General features: G+C 53.6%; 14 protein-coding genes and 1 pseudogene. 8 read left to right on the top strand and 7 right to left on the bottom strand.

What is annotated here, in order from left to right:
* The 5 genes and pseudogenes from EB241_RS20805 to nth form a co-directional block, all read left to right on the top strand.
* Positions 1–405: pseudogene (locus EB241_RS20805) on the top strand (electron transport complex subunit RsxC); the annotation flags it as partial.
* Positions 406–1,467 (top strand): electron transport complex subunit RsxD, encoded by a 1,062-nt coding sequence (rsxD, locus tag EB241_RS04555; RefSeq protein ID WP_124232045.1) that lies wholly within the window; start codon positions 406–408, stop codon positions 1,465–1,467.
* The gene (gene rsxG / locus EB241_RS04560) at positions 1,467–2,099 is read left to right on the top strand and encodes an electron transport complex subunit RsxG (RefSeq protein WP_124232046.1); all 633 of its coding nucleotides are present in this window, start codon (positions 1,467–1,469) and stop codon (positions 2,097–2,099) included. The genes rsxD and rsxG overlap by 1 nt, the downstream gene beginning before the upstream one ends.
* Entirely contained in the window at positions 2,092–2,793 is a 702-nt protein-coding gene (locus EB241_RS04565) for an electron transport complex subunit E (RefSeq protein WP_124232047.1), read from the top strand. The genes rsxG and EB241_RS04565 overlap by 8 nt, the downstream gene beginning before the upstream one ends.
* On the top strand, positions 2,790–3,422 hold the full coding sequence (nth, locus tag EB241_RS04570; protein ID WP_124232048.1) for an endonuclease III: 633 nt from the start codon (positions 2,790–2,792) through the stop codon (positions 3,420–3,422). Before EB241_RS04565 ends, nth begins: the two co-directional genes overlap by 4 nt.
* Before the next feature lie 208 nt (positions 3,423–3,630).
* Here the strand turns inward: nth and xopQ are convergent, their stop codons facing one another.
* Positions 3,631–5,055: a type III secretion system effector XopQ gene (xopQ, locus tag EB241_RS04575; RefSeq protein WP_233592537.1), complete on the bottom strand. Its 1,425-nt coding sequence runs from the start codon at positions 5,053–5,055 to the stop codon at positions 3,631–3,633.
* 483 nt (positions 5,056–5,538) lie between these two features.
* Here xopQ and EB241_RS21050 point away from each other — a divergent pair, with 483 nt between their 5' ends.
* Positions 5,539–6,345 (top strand): hypothetical protein, encoded by an 807-nt coding sequence (locus tag EB241_RS21050; protein ID WP_199737304.1) that lies wholly within the window; start codon positions 5,539–5,541, stop codon positions 6,343–6,345.
* 83 nt (positions 6,346–6,428) lie between these two features.
* Here EB241_RS21050 and betA read toward each other — a convergent pair whose 3' ends face one another.
* The 3 genes from betA to betI all read right to left on the bottom strand — a co-directional run bounded on the left by betA (position 6,429) and on the right by betI (position 10,247).
* Positions 6,429–8,096 carry a choline dehydrogenase gene (gene betA / locus EB241_RS04590; protein WP_124232049.1) on the bottom strand — a complete coding sequence of 556 codons (1,668 nt, stop codon included), beginning with the start codon at positions 8,094–8,096 and terminating at the stop codon, positions 6,429–6,431.
* Positions 8,097–8,168: 72 nt separating this feature from the next.
* A complete protein-coding gene (gene betB / locus EB241_RS04595; RefSeq protein WP_124232050.1) occupies positions 8,169–9,635 on the bottom strand; it encodes a betaine-aldehyde dehydrogenase in 1,467 nt (488 codons plus the stop codon).
* Positions 9,636–9,644: 9 nt separating this feature from the next.
* Positions 9,645–10,247: a transcriptional regulator BetI gene (gene betI, locus EB241_RS04600; RefSeq protein ID WP_124232051.1), complete on the bottom strand. Its 603-nt coding sequence runs from the start codon at positions 10,245–10,247 to the stop codon at positions 9,645–9,647.
* A 545-nt stretch (positions 10,248–10,792) separates the two neighbouring features.
* Between betI and dtpA the strand changes: the two genes are divergently transcribed.
* Together dtpA and gstA are read left to right on the top strand one after the other, a co-directional pair.
* A complete protein-coding gene (gene dtpA / locus EB241_RS04605; RefSeq protein ID WP_124232052.1) occupies positions 10,793–12,271 on the top strand; it encodes a dipeptide/tripeptide permease DtpA in 1,479 nt (492 codons plus the stop codon).
* Between the two features lie 156 nt (positions 12,272–12,427).
* Positions 12,428–13,030 carry a glutathione transferase GstA gene (gene gstA / locus EB241_RS04610; RefSeq protein ID WP_199737305.1) on the top strand — a complete coding sequence of 201 codons (603 nt, stop codon included), beginning with the start codon at positions 12,428–12,430 and terminating at the stop codon, positions 13,028–13,030.
* A 129-nt stretch (positions 13,031–13,159) separates the two neighbouring features.
* On the opposite strand, the gene EB241_RS04620 is transcribed toward gstA, so the two are convergent.
* The 3 genes from EB241_RS04620 to tyrS form a co-directional block, all read right to left on the bottom strand.
* Complete coding sequence (locus EB241_RS04620; RefSeq protein ID WP_199737306.1) at positions 13,160–13,903, bottom strand: hypothetical protein; 744 nt, start codon at positions 13,901–13,903, stop codon at positions 13,160–13,162.
* A gap of 160 nt (positions 13,904–14,063) precedes the next feature.
* Complete coding sequence (gene pdxY, locus EB241_RS04625; RefSeq protein WP_124232054.1) at positions 14,064–14,933, bottom strand: pyridoxal kinase PdxY; 870 nt, start codon at positions 14,931–14,933, stop codon at positions 14,064–14,066.
* Between the two features lie 48 nt (positions 14,934–14,981).
* Positions 14,982–16,256 (bottom strand): tyrosine--tRNA ligase, encoded by a 1,275-nt coding sequence (tyrS, locus tag EB241_RS04630; protein ID WP_124232055.1) that lies wholly within the window; start codon positions 16,254–16,256, stop codon positions 14,982–14,984.
* Positions 16,257–16,381: the final 125 nt, after the last annotated feature.

Here is a 16,381-nt window from a genome sequence, read left to right on the forward strand (position 1 = left end):
CGCGCACGGGCAAAAAAAGCCGCTCAGGCCACCCCTGACGCACCGGCGAAAACGGATACCAACGCGACCACACCGGCCACCGACGACCCGCGCAAGGCCGCGGTGGCAGCCGCCATCGAACGCGCACGGGCAAAAAAAGCCGCTCAGGCCACCCCTGACGCACCGGCGAAAACGGATACCAACGCGACCACACCGGCCACCGACGATCCGCGCAAGGCCGCGGTGGCAGCCGCCATCGAACGCGCACGGGCAAAAAAAACCGCTCAGGCCACCCCTGACGCACCGGCGAAAACGGATACCGACGCGACCAAACCGGCCACCGACGACCCGCGCAAGGCCGCGGTGGCAGCCGCCATCGCCCGTGTTAAAGCGCGTAACGCGCAGCACCCCACACAAGAGGATTAAATGGCTTTTCGTATCGCGAGTTCGCCCTATACCCACAATCATCGCAGCACCAGTACCATCATGTTGCTGGTGCTGCTCGCGGCCATCCCCGGTATGGCCGCCCAGTGGTATTTTTTCGGCTGGGGCAACCTGATTCAGGTGATGATCGCCGCCGCCGTCGGCATCGGCGCTGAAGCGTTGATCCTGAAATTGCGCAAGCTGCCGCTGGCAAAAACGCTGGGGGATAATTCAGCCCTGCTTACCGCTCTGCTGCTCGGCGTCAGCATTCCGCCACTGGCACCCTGGTGGCTGATTGTTATCGGTACGCTTTTTGCGGTGGTGATCGCCAAGCATCTTTATGGTGGACTGGGCCAGAACCCATTTAACCCGGCGATGGTAGGTTACGTGGTGTTGCTGATCTCTTTCCCGGTGCAAATGACCAGCTGGCTGCCACCGGAGGCACTGCAAACCATCACACCCGGTTTTACTGATTCACTCAGCGTGATTTTTCACGGCCGCACTTTTGCAGGGCAGACCATGCAACAGCTGCAAATGGGCGTTGACGGCATCAGCCAGGCCACGCCGCTGGATACCTTTAAAACCGGTTTACGTGCCGGTCACAGTGCCGGACAGCTTCTTGCCCAGCCCATCTATTCCGGGGCGATAGCCGGTGCCGGCTGGCAGTGGATCAATCTTGGCTATCTGGCAGGCGGGCTGTTTCTGCTGTTTACCCGCACCATTCGCTGGCACATTCCGGTCAGCTTCCTGTTGTCGCTGGCGCTTTTCTCTGCGCTTGGCTGGTTGATTTCGCCCGGTTCGCTGCTGTCACCGCTGCTGCATCTGTTCTCCGGTGCCACCATGCTCGGCGCATTTTTTATCGCCACCGACCCGGTCACGGCTTCAACCACCAATAAGGGCCGACTGGTTTATGGCGTACTGATTGGGCTGCTGGTTTGGTTGATCCGCAGCTACGGCGGCTATCCTGATGGTGTCGCCTTCGCCGTACTGCTGGCCAACATTACCGTGCCGCTCATTGATTACTACACGCAGCCGCGCGTTTACGGCCACCATAAGGAGAAGTGATGCTGGATGCGATTCGTAAAAACGGCGTAACGCTGGCAATTTTTGCCGCCGTCACCACCGGTCTGACCGCCGTAATCAATGCGGTGACTAAACCCACCATTGCGCACCAGACCGCGCTACAGCAAAAAGTGCTGCTGGATCAGGTGGTGCCACCGGAACGCTACAATAACGCCATTCAGAAGGAATGTTACAGCGTCACCGATCCGGCACTCGGCAATGCCAGTCCGCATCGCCTCTATCTGGCACGCAAAAATGACCAGCCGGTAGCGGTAGCCATTGAGACTACTGCACCGGACGGTTATTCTGGCGCAATACAGATGATCGTCGGCGCAGATTTTAGCGGTAAGGTGCTGGGTGTTCGCGTGGTTGAACACCACGAGACGCCGGGCCTGGGAGATAAAATTGAACTGCGTATTTCAGAGTGGATCAATTCGTTTAATGGTGTTCAGATTAAAGGTAAAAACGACACGCAATTCGCGGTGAAGAAAGACGGTGGCAGTTTTGATCAGTTTACCGGTGCCACCATCACCCCAAGGGCGGTGGTAAATGCGGCAAAGCGCACCACCCTGTTCGTCGAAACCCTGCCGCAGCGACTTGACTCGCTGCCTGCCTGTGGAGAAAAAAATGAGTGAAGCCAAAACGCTACTGATCGGCGGATTGTGGAAAAATAACTCAGCACTGGTACAGCTGCTGGGCCTTTGTCCGCTGCTTGCGGTCACCTCGACCGCCACCAACGCGCTGGGACTGGGCCTTGCCACCACCATGGTGTTGACCTGCACCAACAGCGCGATTTCCGCTTCACGTCGCTGGGTGCCCGCCGATATTCGTATTCCGATTTACGTGATGATTATCGCCGCGGTGGTCAGCTGCGTGGAGATGCTGATCAACGCTTACGCACATGGCCTGTATCAGTCGCTGGGCATTTTTATCCCACTGATCGTCACCAACTGTATCGTGGTAGGCCGCGCCGAAGCGGTCGCTTCACGCAGCAGCATACCGCTGTCTGCGCTGGACGGTATGGCGATTGGACTGGGAGCCACCAGCGTGATGGTAGTACTGGGGTCGCTTCGTGAAATCATCGGTAACGGCACGGTATTTAATGGAGCCGATCAGCTGCTGGGACCGTGGGCAAAAATACTACGCATCCAGGTGGTGCATTTCGACTCGCCGATGCTGCTGGCCATGTTGCCGCCGGGGGCGTTTATTGGTCTTGGGATGCTACTCGCAGCAAAATATCTGATTGATAACAAAATGAAAGCCCGTGCCGCCCGCAAGGCTGATCAGGCGGCGCAACAGCAACTGGACGGGAAAGCAGGTGCGCTGTGAATAAGGACAAACGCGAGCAAATTCTGATCCGCCTGAGGAATAACAATCCTCATCCCACCACGGAACTGCATTTCACCACGCCATTTGAACTGCTAATTGCCGTGCTGCTCTCCGCCCAGGCAACCGACGTCAGCGTCAACAAAGCCACGGCAAAGCTCTATCCGGTGGCCAATACGCCAGCGGCAATGTTGGCGCTGGGTGTGGACGGAGTGAAGGAGTACATCAAGACCATTGGGCTGTTTAACAGTAAGGCAGAGAACGTCATCAAGACCTGCCGTATCCTGCTGGAGCAACATCAGGGCGAGGTCCCGGAAAGCCGTGAAGCGCTGGAGGCCCTTCCCGGCGTTGGACGCAAAACGGCAAATGTGGTGCTGAATACCGCCTTTGGCTGGCCAACCATCGCCGTCGATACGCATATTTTTCGTGTCAGCAACCGTACCGGATTTGCCCCCGGTAAAAACGTTGAACAGGTAGAAGAAAAACTGCTTAAGGTGGTGCCAAAGGCGTTTAAAGTTGACTGCCACCACTGGTTAATCCTGCATGGACGCTACACCTGCATCGCCCGTAAGCCGCGCTGCGGCTCCTGCCTGATTGAAGACTTATGTGAATACCGCGACAAGGCAGAGTGAACCCTCATCGCAATGTTTATGCGAGCCCCCACCGTTGATAGCTGAATGCACAGCCGGAATACCGCATTTTGCGGCAATATCCGTGGGCTTTGCCCTTGAGTATTATCATCAACCCCAAAAATGTTATTACTTTTTAATATCATAAAGCAGCCTGCCGCTACAGTTGCGGCAATCCCGCCCAAATGGGCTTTCCCTGGTGAAACACAGTTTATTTTACAGAAGTTGCGAGAGCAGATTTCGCCAGTGCAGACATCAACAATCTGGCCTTTTCAGGATTTTTCACATCGTCCTGGCCAATCAGTTCAACCACGCCTGCCCCTTCGGTATGTATTGCCGTTGGTTCAAACAAAATTCGCGCCGCCGCAGGTAACGAAGCGAGTAAAGCCAGCGGATCATAAAGGTTAAGTCTGGTGACCTCTGGCCAGATTTTATCAAAAGAGAGCGCTTTATTTTCTTCGCTTTCTGGAGCGGTCTTTGCACCAGGCATGAACGTCCTGGCAAACCACGCACCATTCAGTTCAGGAAGTAGTCCCGCCTGTATTCCCTCCCACAGCGCTTTTAATGCACTTTTGCGTAACCCGTGCTGGCAATAATTCGTAGGGTTGTCACTTTTGGCAACACCTTCATAAAATGCCGATGATACCGCCGTGCGCCAGGCCGCTGCCCTGGTGACAATACGCAGGGGGATCCCCTGCTTCTGCACACGCCGGTAAAAACTTCTTGCCGTATCCAGATCGTCCTTGTTGTCATAAGATCGTGCATCAGGCTGTACCACTCCCTCCTTATCTTTGACCGGTTCGCCCTCACAAACAACGGTGATGCTTTCCACCCGTTGACGCATCAGATCCGGGTTGGCAGTAATCAGCTCATTGACACCGCTCATCCCTGCAATGACGACCATATTAAGGCCATTAGGGGCATGCTCCAGCCTTCTCTGCATCTCCTGCAAACCGTCACGCTGAATGCCGTCAGATCCGGGACGTAAAGCATGTTGTTCAGCGATGAATTCAGTATGATCTTTTGCCTGCTCCCGGTTCATACTGAACTCATGTCCTGCCAGCATCTGCATATCCGGTACTTCAGGGGAGTCAAATCCCCCCTTTGCTATCTCCACACATTGAGCATAGACAGGGGTTGTAACAACATCCTTAATGTACAGAAAACCCTCATACTGAAGCTGTTTGCCCAATGCATACACCGCAATATTATCAGGTTCATTTTTCGGATCGGTGAAAAGCCACGTATCCGCTGGTACCGCTGATTTATGAAATTTGAGTTCCCTTAAAACCGCCTCTTCCTCAGCCGTGAGATCTTCACTCAATTCTGCACCTAGTTGTGCAAACAGCGTACGCTGAGCGGGGGTGAGCGAAGGTAATGTACTATGTGAACGCTCAAACACGGCACCATCTGTATGCGCATGACCATGTATCGCGTATGGCACATGCTCCGCAACGGGCAGTTGGGTATGTGAGATGACACGCGTTGTATGGCTCCCGGTTAATTCCCCTTCCTGCGGGGCGCCGGTACGGGTATGCGCTACACCTGACGTTTCAGTTTGTGCCACGGCGGAAATACTGCTCCACCGATGGGAGACTACCGGAAGTGCCGATTTTGGATAAATTTTTTTCATCATTTGCTTCCATACTATTCGGGATTTTTATGTGAACATGTTAAACAAACCGGCGTGCTAATCCGTAACAATATCATTGTAAGAGGCCTTCCATGCTCCAGAAGCAACCTGTTTACAGAAACCGGAAATTATCACAAAAAGAAACCATCACGCTGATTAAGTTTAACACTGCTTAAGTGTCATGGAAGTCATTCTGGTTCCGCAGGTGACTATATCCAGCGTGAGAACACATTAACGATGACCGAACAATAAAAAGTATTTATACCGTTTCCCAGCCTGTCAGACCGACTCGCTTTTTACCGCTGAAAGCACATGTGCCAAGGGATTCGCAAATGCAGAAGAACGCTTTTCCATGCGCCTGACCCGGTGAATTACTGTCATGTTATTCATTGCGTTTTTAGGAAGAACCTGAATGATTGCCCCTGTCACTTAAACGCGGACAACATTAAAATAGCGTTTCCTGACTGTTAAGGAGAATGAGGCACAATGATTTTTCGTTTTACACTTGCTGCCATAACGGCGGCGCTGACACTGACGGGCTGTACCAAACACACCACCTCGCAAGTGCAGGATTACGCCACCGGGCCTTCGCTGGTGACCGTCTCTCATGTGGCCAGCCTCACCGATGATGGTTCGTTGATTATGGTGACTGTCGATGGTAAAGATGCGGAGCCGTTGGTACGGGGAGAAACTGCGGAGTTACATATGGCGCCCGGAAAACACAAGGTGGGTGGCTATGTTTCCACATTGTTGGGCTATGGTCGCGTGACCATCCAACCCATTGACGTTGCCGCCGTACCGGGTCAGATCAAACACGTTAACTATGCGGTATTAAAGAATAAGCCGACTTTTACTGAAATCGCGCCAACACAGGTTCCACAACCCGCCAAAAAACCGGCAGAGCCGGCGCCAGCCGAGAGCAGCCAGGCACAGGCCACGACGCCTGCGGTTAACCCAACGGCGGTTTCCACTGCAACGACCTCCGGCACCTCAACCGCTGCCAGCAACGCCACCGCCGCAACCGGCACCTCAGCCACTGCCAGCAACGCCACCGCCGCAACCGGCACCTCAGCCACTGCCAGCAACGCCACCGCCGCAACCGGCACCTCAACCACTGCCAGCAACGCCGCCGCCGCAACCGGCACCTCAACCACTGCCAGCAACGCCGCCGCCGCAACCGGTACCTCAACCACTGCCAGCAACGCCGCCGCCGCAACCGGTACCTCAACCACTGCCAGCAACGCCGCTGCGTCGGTCGTGACACCAGCCACCAGCGCTGCCACAGGCAGTTAACCTCAAATTCTGACATGCGACAGGATGCGCCACAGCGCAGGAGATAATTGCTGTCCGGCAAACCTTTGCCGGACAAAAAAGACTCAGAGGGTGTCGGCCGCGTTCTCCCGTTCAAGCCGGTAGTAGTCCGCCGTTGAAGCGGCCAGCGGGGTAAGGCCACGGATCAAATCCGCCATTTTCTCTGCAATCATTACCGTAGGTGCATTCAGGTTACCCGTGACAATCTGCGGCATAATTGAAGCATCCACCACTCGCAGCCGCTCCATACCGTGGACACGTCCTTCTGCATCCACAACCGCCATATCATCATACCCCATCGCACAGCTGCCACAGGGGTGATAGGCCGTCTCCGCATGTTCGCGAATAAAGGCATCGATCTGTTCATCGCTCTGCACCGACGCACCTGGCTGGATCTCTTCTCCGCAATATTCTGCCAGCGCGGGCTGCTTCATGATGTCCCGCGTCAGCCGTACTGCACTGCGGAACTCCTCCCAGTCTCGCTCCTTTGACATATAGTTGAAGAAGATTGACGGTGCGGCATAGGGGTGCTTCGAGGTGAGCTTTACCCGTCCGCGGCTGCGTGAACGCATCGGCCCGACGTGTGCCTGGAAGCCATGCTCTTTTACCGGACTGCTGCCATTATAGTTAATGGCAACCGGCAGAAAATGATATTGCAGATCCGGCCAGTCCGGCTGGTCATCGCTGCGGATAAATCCCCCCGCTTCAAACTGGTTGCTTGCCCCGATGCCCGTACCTTTAAACAGCCATTCCGCCCCGATGGCCGGCTGATTCCACCAGTGCAGCGAAGGATAGAGGCTAACCGGCTTTTTGCAGCGGAACTGCATGTAGACTTCGAGATGATCCTGAAGATTACGTCCCACGCCCGGCAGGGGATGTACCACGTTGATGTCCAACTCCCGCAGCCACTCTTCCGGCCCCACACCTGAACGCTGCAGGATTTGCGGCGAGGCGATCGCACCGGCACAGAGCAGCACTTCCCGGGAGGCTTCCGCCTGCTGTTCTTTGCCATTACGTAACCAGCATACGCCGGTGGCGGTTTTGCCACTGAACAGAATCCGGTCGGTTTGCGCGTGGGTGATAATCGTCAGATTTGGACGCTGCTTCGCCACGTCCAGGTAGCCTCTTGCGGTGCTCGACCGGCGTCCCTGAGCGGTAACCGTACGGTCCATCGGGCCAAAACCATCCTGACGGTAACCATTCAAATCGTCTGTTTCATGGTGCCCGGCCTGTTTGGCCGCGTCGATAAAGGCACGAAACAGCGGATTGTTACCTGCTTTGGGCGTGGTAACGCTCAGGTAGCCTTGATCACCATGCCAGTCGTTGCCGCCAGTGTCGCGCTTTTCTGCCTTACAGAAATAAGGCAGGCAGTTAAGATAAGACCAGTTCTCCAGGCCCTCTTTTTTTGCCCAGCTGTCGTAATCCATCGCATTGCCACGGATGTAGCACATGCCGTTAATCAGTGAAGAACCGCCCAGGCCTTTGCCACGCCCGCACTCCATGCGGCGATTGTTCATTTTTGGCTCGGGATCGGTTTCAAAAGCCCAGTTGTAACGTTTGCCCTGTAAGGGATAAGCCAAAGCGGCTGGCATCTGGGTACGGAAGTCCAGACGGTGATCTTTGCCGCCCGCTTCCAGTAACAGTACCGATACGTCAGCATCCTCAGTCAGTCGCGTAGCCAGCACATTGCCTGCAGAACCGGCTCCGATAATGATGTAGTCAAATTTTTGCATTACGCCTCCGTCATGCCGCGAGAGACCTCGCGGCAACAGATTGAATAAATGTGGGGTATCCGCAACCAGAAATCAGAATACTGATGGATAGTCGCCCATTTCGATCAAAATCGATTTGGTACGGGTGTAGTGATGCAGGGTCTCAGTACCATTTTCCCGACCGAGACCAGACTGTTTGTAGCCACCAACCGGCATTGCGGCGGGCGATTCTCCCCAGCTGTTTACCCAGCAGATACCGGCTTCAAGCTGATGGATAACCCGGTGTGCCCGATTCAGCGAGGTAGTGAACACCCCGGCAGCCAGGCCATATTCAGTGTTGTTGGCACGTTCAATCACCTCCTGCTCATCGTCGAAGACCAGCACGCTCATTACCGGGCCGAAAATTTCTTCTTTGACGATGCGCATATCATCCGTGCAGTCCATAAACACTGTCGGAGCGACGTAGCAACCTTTTGCCAGCGGGCCATCGCTGATGCGTGCACCGCCAGTCAGCAGACGTGCGCCTTCCTCTTTACCGATGTTCAGGTATGAAACCACTTTCTGACACTGTTCCTCACTGACCAGCGGTCCGAAATTGACCGCGGGATCGCGCGGATCGCCGCAGTTAATCCCGGCCATTTTTTCCTGCAAACGCTGTTCAAACGCCCCCAACAGCGAGCGATGGACAAAGACACGGGTACCATTGGTACAGACCTGACCACTGCTGTAGAAGTTTGCCATCATGGCACCATCCACCGCGCGCTCAAGATCGGCATCCTCAAAGACGATCAGGGGTGATTTACCACCCAGTTCCATGGTGACGGATTTAAGATTAGCCAGCGCGGCATCGGCCATCACACGCTTGCCAGTGTTCACTTCACCGGTAAAAGAAACTTTGGCGATGGCCGGATGTTGACTCAATCCCTGGCCTACGCTCCCAGCACCCTGCACCACATTGAACACGCCATCCGGCAGGCCCGCTTCGGTAAAGATTTTTGCCAGTTCCAGCGCGCTGAGCGGCGTCACTTCACTGGGCTTGAAAATCATCGCATTGCCCGTCGCCAGCGCCGGTGCGCTTTTCCATAAGGCGATCTGGATGGGATAGTTCCATGCGCCAATACCGGCGCACACGCCCAACGGCTCACGACGGGTATAGACCAGCGCACTGTCGCGCAGTGGCACCGTATCGCCCTGCACCGCAACCGCCAGTCCGGCATAATATTCCAGCACGTCAGCGCCGGTCACAATGTCCACCGTCGAGGTTTCACTGACAGGTTTTCCGGTGTCGGCGGTTTCAAGTTCCGCCAGCGCCTGATTACGTTCACGCAGGATGGCCACCGCTTTCATCAGCACGCGGCTACGCTCAACCGGCGTATAACGTTGCCAGATGCGTTGTCCGTCCAGCGCGGAGGCGACTGCACGGTCGATATCCTGCTGGCTGGCGGCGGTAATTTCGGCCAGCACCTTGCCATTGGCAGGGTTAATGGAAGTGAATGTTTCACCATGACCGGCTTCTTCCCGACCATTGATATAAAGTCCACGGCGTTGTATAGCTGCCATGTTTTCTCCTCAGGTTTCAGGCGTTGCGGCGGAAAGCCACAGCGCGAGATGTTGATAACAAAGCCTGCGGGCTGCCTCCAGCCCTTGTTCCATCGCCTGGGGTGCCAGCGTCATACGCAACCACAAGCCATCGATCAAAGCGGCCATTGCTGCACCAGCCTCCCGAGCCTGCTGACGGGGTAATTCCCGGGCAAACTGCACCACCAGATTGGAGAACAGACGCCTGTCGTTAATGCGCTGCAATCGTTGTAGCGCCGGTTGATGCAAGCTGCTGTTCCAGAACGCCAGCCAGGTTCTGAGTACCGGCCTGGCAATCTGCGAAGCGTCAAAGTTGCCATCTATAATCGCCCGAAGGCGAGCCGCAGGCTGGTCTGATGTCTCCTGACGGCAGCGCAATACCGCATGGTACAAATCGGACAGGATCTGTCTCATGCAGGCATCCAGCAGGCCGTTTTTGTCACCGAAATAATGGCTGACGATCCCGGTGGACACGCCAGCTTCTTTAGCGATAAGCACCAGGCTGGCATCTGCCAGTCCTACCCGGTCAATCACGGACAGAGTGGCGTTGATCAACTGCGTCTGGCGGATAGCTTTCATTCCAACTTTAGGCATCACACTATCGTTTTTAACTATTGGGTAACAAAAGCATAGTCTTTTTATATTGAACGTTCAATCAATAATAAACAAAAACAGCGGTAAAGGTTAATTTTTGTAGCGTAATATGTTGGTTTTATTAGTGATAATGTTCGGCTGGTAATTTTACATCCGTTGCCATGCCACTATCTCATGCGATGATCTTAGACTTAATTACCAAATTGTCAGTTTTTATACCCTTTTTATCCTGCTGTTTTTTTTAAATCAGCATTATTTGCCATCAAAGTAACGAATTTTGCTTTACCTTGATTTTTTTGTCTTCTGGCACTTTTTGTCTGCAATTAAGCGATTCTATAAGATTTAATTCTTGTTAATTATTGGAAAGGCAAATAATTAATGCTTTTTTTTCTGCCGATCACAAATAAAAAAAACACTTGCCTCAACGGGTTTGATCGGAGAAATTAGACGCCTTTTTTATATCAGGAAAACATGGCAAAGCCCCTTCCTGTAGGGCGCAATCTTAATTTCCCTGTAAAAAAAACAGGTCAACCGCAGAGGTATCAGTGTCTACTGCAAACAAACAAACCGAGGCCGTTAGCCTCAATGCTTTCAAACAACCGAAGTCGTTCTATCTTATTTTTTCAATCGAACTGTGGGAAAGGTTCGGCTACTACGGTCTTCAGGGCATTATGGCGGTCTACCTCGTCAAGATGCTGGGCATGTCAGAGGCTGAATCCATTACGCTGTTTTCCTCTTTCAGTGCACTGGTTTATGGTCTGGTGGCCGTAGGTGGCTGGCTGGGTGATAAAGTGCTGGGCACCCGACGGGTGATCGTGCTGGGTACGCTGGTGCTGGCCCTCGGCTACGCACTGGTGGCATTCTCAGGTCATGACGTTGCCGTGGTTTATATCGGTATGGCGACGATTGCAGTGGGCAATGGTCTGTTTAAAGCAAATCCCTCGGCACTGCTCTCCACCTGCTATGAAAAAGACGATCCGCGTCTCGATGGTGCATTTACCATGTACTATATGGCGATTAATATCGGTTCGTTCTTTTCGATGCTGGCAACGCCCTGGCTGGCGGCACATTATGGCTGGAGCGTGGCGTTCTCACTGTCCGTGCTCGGCATGGTGATTACGTTAATCAACTTTATGCTGTGCCGAAAATGGGTGAAAAATTACGGTTCCGGTCCTGATTTTGCACCGTTACATAGGGGTAAACTGCTGGCAACCCTGGCCGGCGTGGTGATGATGATTATTCTCGCCACCTGGTTGCTGCATAATCAACATATTGCCAGGCTGGTGCTGGCAATGATTGTGGCCGGCATCGTGGTGATTTTTTTCAAAGAAACCTTCAGATTACACGGCGCTGCCCGCCGTAAGATGATTGTTGCCCTTCTGCTGATGCTGGAAGCCGTGGTGTTTTTTGTGCTTTATATGCAGATGCCCACCTCACTCAACTTTTTCGCCATCCGCAATGTTGCGCATTCTCTTTTCGGTATTGTTTTTGAACCTGAACAGTTTCAGGCGTTTAATCCGTTCTGGATTATGGTTTTCAGTCCACTCCTTGCCGCGCTCTATAACAAAATGGGCGACCGACTGCCGATGCCACATAAGTTTTCCCTTGGGATGGTGCTCTGCTCTGCCGCCTTTCTGGTGCTGCCACTGGGGGCCAGATTTGCCAGCCAGTCAGGGATTGTTTCCATTGACTGGTTAATCCTCAGCTATGCGCTGCAAAGCGTCGGTGAGTTGATGATCTCCGGGCTTGGGCTGGCAATGGTGGCACAGCTGGTGCCTCAGCGTCTGATGGGTTTCATTATGGGCGCGTGGTTCCTGACCACCGCCGGTGCCGCGGTGATTGCCGGACAGATCGCCAATCTGATGGCCGTCCCGGAAAATATTACCGATCCGTTACAGTCGTTACATATTTACAGTGAGGTTTTCCTGCACATTGGTGTGGTCACTGCGGTCATTGCGCTGATTATGCTGCTAACGGCAGCGAAACTGAATCGCATGACCCTGGATGAACCGGCCCGGAGCTGAAAGTCTGAATGCCATGCTTACAGGGTGGCAAAGGTGCTGCCCTGCCCACCAAAACGTGATTGCGTGAAAGATCAATCGCACAACCGGTAGCTGACTTTTTCACCTGGCGGCACTAAGCTTCACCGGACATATGCCACTCTGTTGAAGGAGAACCTGATGAAACTTTACTTTAAACCGGGAGCCTGTTCGCTTTCCCCGCATATTGTTCTGCGGGAAACAGGCGTTGATTTCACGCTGATTAAAGTGGATTTGCAAAGCAAAATGACCGAGCAGAATGAGAATTTTCTGCTGATAAACCCGAAAGGTCAGGTGCCAACATTGCAGTTTGATGACGGGCGTATTCTGACGGAAGGTGTGGCAATAGTGCAGTATCTGGCAGATTGTAAGCCAGACCGTCAGTTGCTGGCACCCGTGGGCAGTCCCACACGCTACCAGACGCTGGAATGGCTAAGTTTTATTGCCACTGAGTTACACAAAACCTTCACGCCCCTGTTTCGCCCCGGCACCCCCGATGAATTCAGGGCGATGCTACGCGGCCAGCTGGAGCAGAAATTTGGCTGGGTGGAACAACAGATGCAGGATAAACAATGGCTGACGGGCATGCATTTCACCGTGGCAGACGCTTATCTTTTCACTGTAATGCGCTGGGCAAAAGCGCTGGAACTGGATTTGTCAGCCATGAAAAAACTTGAGGTGTGGTTTAATCATGTTGCCGCACGGCCTGCGGTGGCAGAGGCGTTGAAGGCGGAAGGGGTGTAACGAGGAAAAAGCAGCCACGGGGCGGATTTCAACGCTTTGTGGCTGGCAACAGGTGGTGGACTCTGTTGCAGATCCTGCCTGAATCGCACGCCGCCGACGAAGTTTGCTGCATCGTGGATTTCCCGCCGCTCAGTCGATAACATAATTCTTACCATGTCTGTCGATCCATTCATGCATGTTGTGATTAACTGACAGATTCTTTTCTTTATGCAAAAAAATCAGCTTATTTTTCAGTGTTAATTCGAACACACCATGTCCGCTCCATGAATCCACTATCGCGCCCCGATGGTAGAGTTCCCCCGGTTTTATCACCACATAGTTGTGACTCAGCGCCTTATTGCTGTAAATCGTGAAGTCGTTAATGCCAAGACAGTGTTTTATATGCAACCCCATCTCAAGGGCCTGCATGTCACAATTCGCAAATCCCGTCTGACGACATTTTTCAAGCGACTCACTGAGTTCCTGCACATTCATTTCGATGCAGCCTTTAAGCTTACCATCCGATGTCCGGTAAATGCTGTCATGCTGAAGGAACGCCAGGCTTGCTAATGTGTTTTGCGGAAAGTGTTTTTTTGCACTCTGCGTATATTGCAGGGCACGGCGCATTGTTATACCCGCGTCAGCGTCAAGTCTTTGCGGATTATTTATTCTTGTCATAGCAAACTGATAACCCGTTGTGGTTAACGTTGTCCGGCGCTCAATCCTTCTGGATAAATCATTTAGCCTTTCATGCATTCCCCAGCCGTTGCTGTTTCTGGCGACCTCAGAAACTGAGGCCAACTCAGAAGACGTGCCTGATGATTCCCCCTCCACAGGCTCATGCCCGCAGTGGTAACAGGCAGAAACTGAAGGGTAATGGCTGTTTACGTTCACGCAGAATCCTTAACAATGATTAATGTATAAATGCTGCTGAGTGGCACTTTTAAAGACGCAGTTCCTGTGTGGGATTAAATATATCAATAACCGGAAAGCCGCCTGCACTTCAGGGAAAGTCAGGCGGCGGGAAAAAATGCTATCTGGGGAGGCGTTGGGATCAGGCGGAGGACAGCTTTACCGCGGCAAATGTGTGAAAAGGTTCCGCAATCTGCTGCTGGGCGGCAACCAGTTGCAGTTCATATTCACCCATTGCGTGAGTTTTCAGCATGACTTCATACACCGCTGCCGTAACGTGCTCCAGCGCGCGAGCTGCTGACAAACCGTGCAACAAATCGACCAGCAATAATCCACTGGTAAGATCGCCAACGCCGACCGGCTGGCGCACACCAAAATCCACCAGCGGACGGCTGATGTGCCAGGCCTCATCCACGGTCACCAACAGCATTTCAAAGCGATCGCTGCGCTGACCTGCCCGTGACAGATGCTTCACCAATACGATTCCTGGTCCACGGGCAATCAGCTCCCGGGCCGTGGTAACTGCCTGATCCAGGCTGTTGACGCTGTGACCACTGAGGATCTCCAGTTCCAGCAGATTTGGTGCAATGATGTCGCTGGCGGGCAGTGCAGATTGGCTGTGAAATTCCGCCACGCCCGGTGCAACGATGCAGCCTTTTTCAGGATGCCCCATCACTGGATCGCAAAAATACCAGGCAGCAGGATTCGCCCGCTTGACCTGGCGGACAATATCCAGGATCTGTTCACCCTGCTCCGCTGAGCCGAGATAACCACTCAACACCGCGTCGCAACTTTTCAGGCGGTCAATATTCGCAATCCCTTGCGCAATGTCACTCCGATGGCTGGCGGGCATTACCATCCCGGTCCAGTGACCGTACTGCGTGTGGTTGGAAAACTGCACCGTATTCAGCGGCCAGACGTCAGCCCCCATCCGCTGCATAGGGAACACCGATGCGCTGTTTCCCGCATGGCCATATACGGTATGCGACTGCACGGAAAGAATATTTTTCATGATGTTCTGCCAGAAAAGAGGCCGGTCAGACCGGCCGGTAGCTGTGGGTTATTTCCAGACGATAAGGCAGTAATTTTTCTTGCCACGGCGTAGCAGGGTGTAGCGGTCATAGAGGCGATCCGCCGCTTCAAAGCCGTATTCGGTGTTTAACTGCACCACGCCGTTGATACTGACCGCTTTGGAGTCAATCAACTTGCGCGCCTGTCCACGGGAGGGCGCCAAATCGCCATCCACCATTGCCTGTTGCAAATCCTGCCCCCGCGCCACTTCAATAAACGGCATGCCGTCCTGCGCGAGCTGCTGGAAATCAGCCTCGGTCATCTCGTTCAGGCTGCCGGAGAAAAGGCTGGCGGTGATGCGCTCTGCGGCCGCCAGACCTTCATTACCATGCACCAGCCGGGTCACCTTTTGCGCCAGCACATACTGCGCACGTGGCGCTTTACCGCTATTTTTATCTTCTTCTTCCAGCGCATCGATCTCATCAATGCTCATAAAGGTGAAGAATTTGAGGAAACGATAAACGTCCGCGTCCGCCGTGTTAATCCAGAACTGATAAAATTTGTACGGGCTGGTTTTCTTCGCGTCGAGCCACACGGCACCCCCTTCCGTTTTACCAAATTTGGTACCGTCAGATTTGGTAATCAGCGGAACGGTCAGGCCAAACACCTGGTTCTGATGCAGGCGGCGGGTCAGATCGATACCGGAGGTGATGTTACCCCACTGATCGGAACCCCCAATCTGCAATGCCACGCCGTAGCGCTCATTCAGACAGGCAAAATCATAGCCCTGCAACAGGTTGTAGGAGAATTCGGTATAGGAGATCCCCTGGTCTTCACGGTTCAGACGCTGTTTGACAGCCTCTTTGTTGATCATCTGATTAACGGAAAAATGTTTGCCGATATCACGCAAAAAGGTCAGCACATTCATCGAACCAAACCAGTCGTAGTTATTCGCGGCTATCGCGCTGTTTTCACCACAGTCAAAGTCAAGAAAAGGCGCAACCTGGTGACGAATTTTCCCCACCCACTCGCTGACGGTTTCAGCGGTGTTGAGCTTGCGTTCGGCCGCTTTAAAACTGGGGTCGCCAATCAGTCCTGTCGCTCCACCCACCAACGCCACCGGGCGGTGTCCCGCATCCTGAAAGCGTTTGAGGCACAGCAATGGCACCAGATGTCCCAAATGCAGGCTGTCGGCCGTCGGATCGAAACCGCAATAGAGTGCGATTGGCCCCTGCGCCAGTCGTTCTGCTAACGCGTTTTCATCCGTAACCTGGGCTACAAGGCCCCGCTCCTGCAATTGTTTGATCAGATTACTGCTGGCCATCTGTGACTCCATAAGAAAAAAGTCTGCACCTCAGCGGGTGCATCGCTTTCCGCTGACACGCGGACAAAAATGAGGCGTACAGGATAAAGCGCCGGAGCACGTGGCACCAGCGCTTAAGCGGATTA

This window comes from Erwinia psidii, from assembly GCF_003846135.1.
Taxonomy (GTDB): Bacteria; Pseudomonadota; Gammaproteobacteria; order Enterobacterales; family Enterobacteriaceae; genus Erwinia; species Erwinia psidii.

Coding starts and splice junctions, on each gene's coding strand:
- rsxD (WP_124232045.1), top strand. CDS start 406: ATGGCTTTTCGTATCGCGAGTTCGCCCTATACCCACAATCATCGCAGC.
- rsxG (WP_124232046.1), top strand. CDS start 1,467: ATGCTGGATGCGATTCGTAAAAACGGCGTAACGCTGGCAATTTTTGCC.
- EB241_RS04565 (WP_124232047.1), top strand. CDS start 2,092: ATGAGTGAAGCCAAAACGCTACTGATCGGCGGATTGTGGAAAAATAAC.
- xopQ (WP_233592537.1), bottom strand. CDS start 5,055: ATGATGAAAAAAATTTATCCAAAATCGGCACTTCCGGTAGTCTCCCAT.
- EB241_RS21050 (WP_199737304.1), top strand. CDS start 5,539: ATGATTTTTCGTTTTACACTTGCTGCCATAACGGCGGCGCTGACACTG.
- betA (WP_124232049.1), bottom strand. CDS start 8,096: ATGCAAAAATTTGACTACATCATTATCGGAGCCGGTTCTGCAGGCAAT.
- betB (WP_124232050.1), bottom strand. CDS start 9,635: ATGGCAGCTATACAACGCCGTGGACTTTATATCAATGGTCGGGAAGAA.
- betI (WP_124232051.1), bottom strand. CDS start 10,247: ATGCCTAAAGTTGGAATGAAAGCTATCCGCCAGACGCAGTTGATCAAC.
- gstA (WP_199737305.1), top strand. CDS start 12,428: ATGAAACTTTACTTTAAACCGGGAGCCTGTTCGCTTTCCCCGCATATT.
- pdxY (WP_124232054.1), bottom strand. CDS start 14,933: ATGAAAAATATTCTTTCCGTGCAGTCGCATACCGTATATGGCCATGCG.
- tyrS (WP_124232055.1), bottom strand. CDS start 16,256: ATGGCCAGCAGTAATCTGATCAAACAATTGCAGGAGCGGGGCCTTGTA.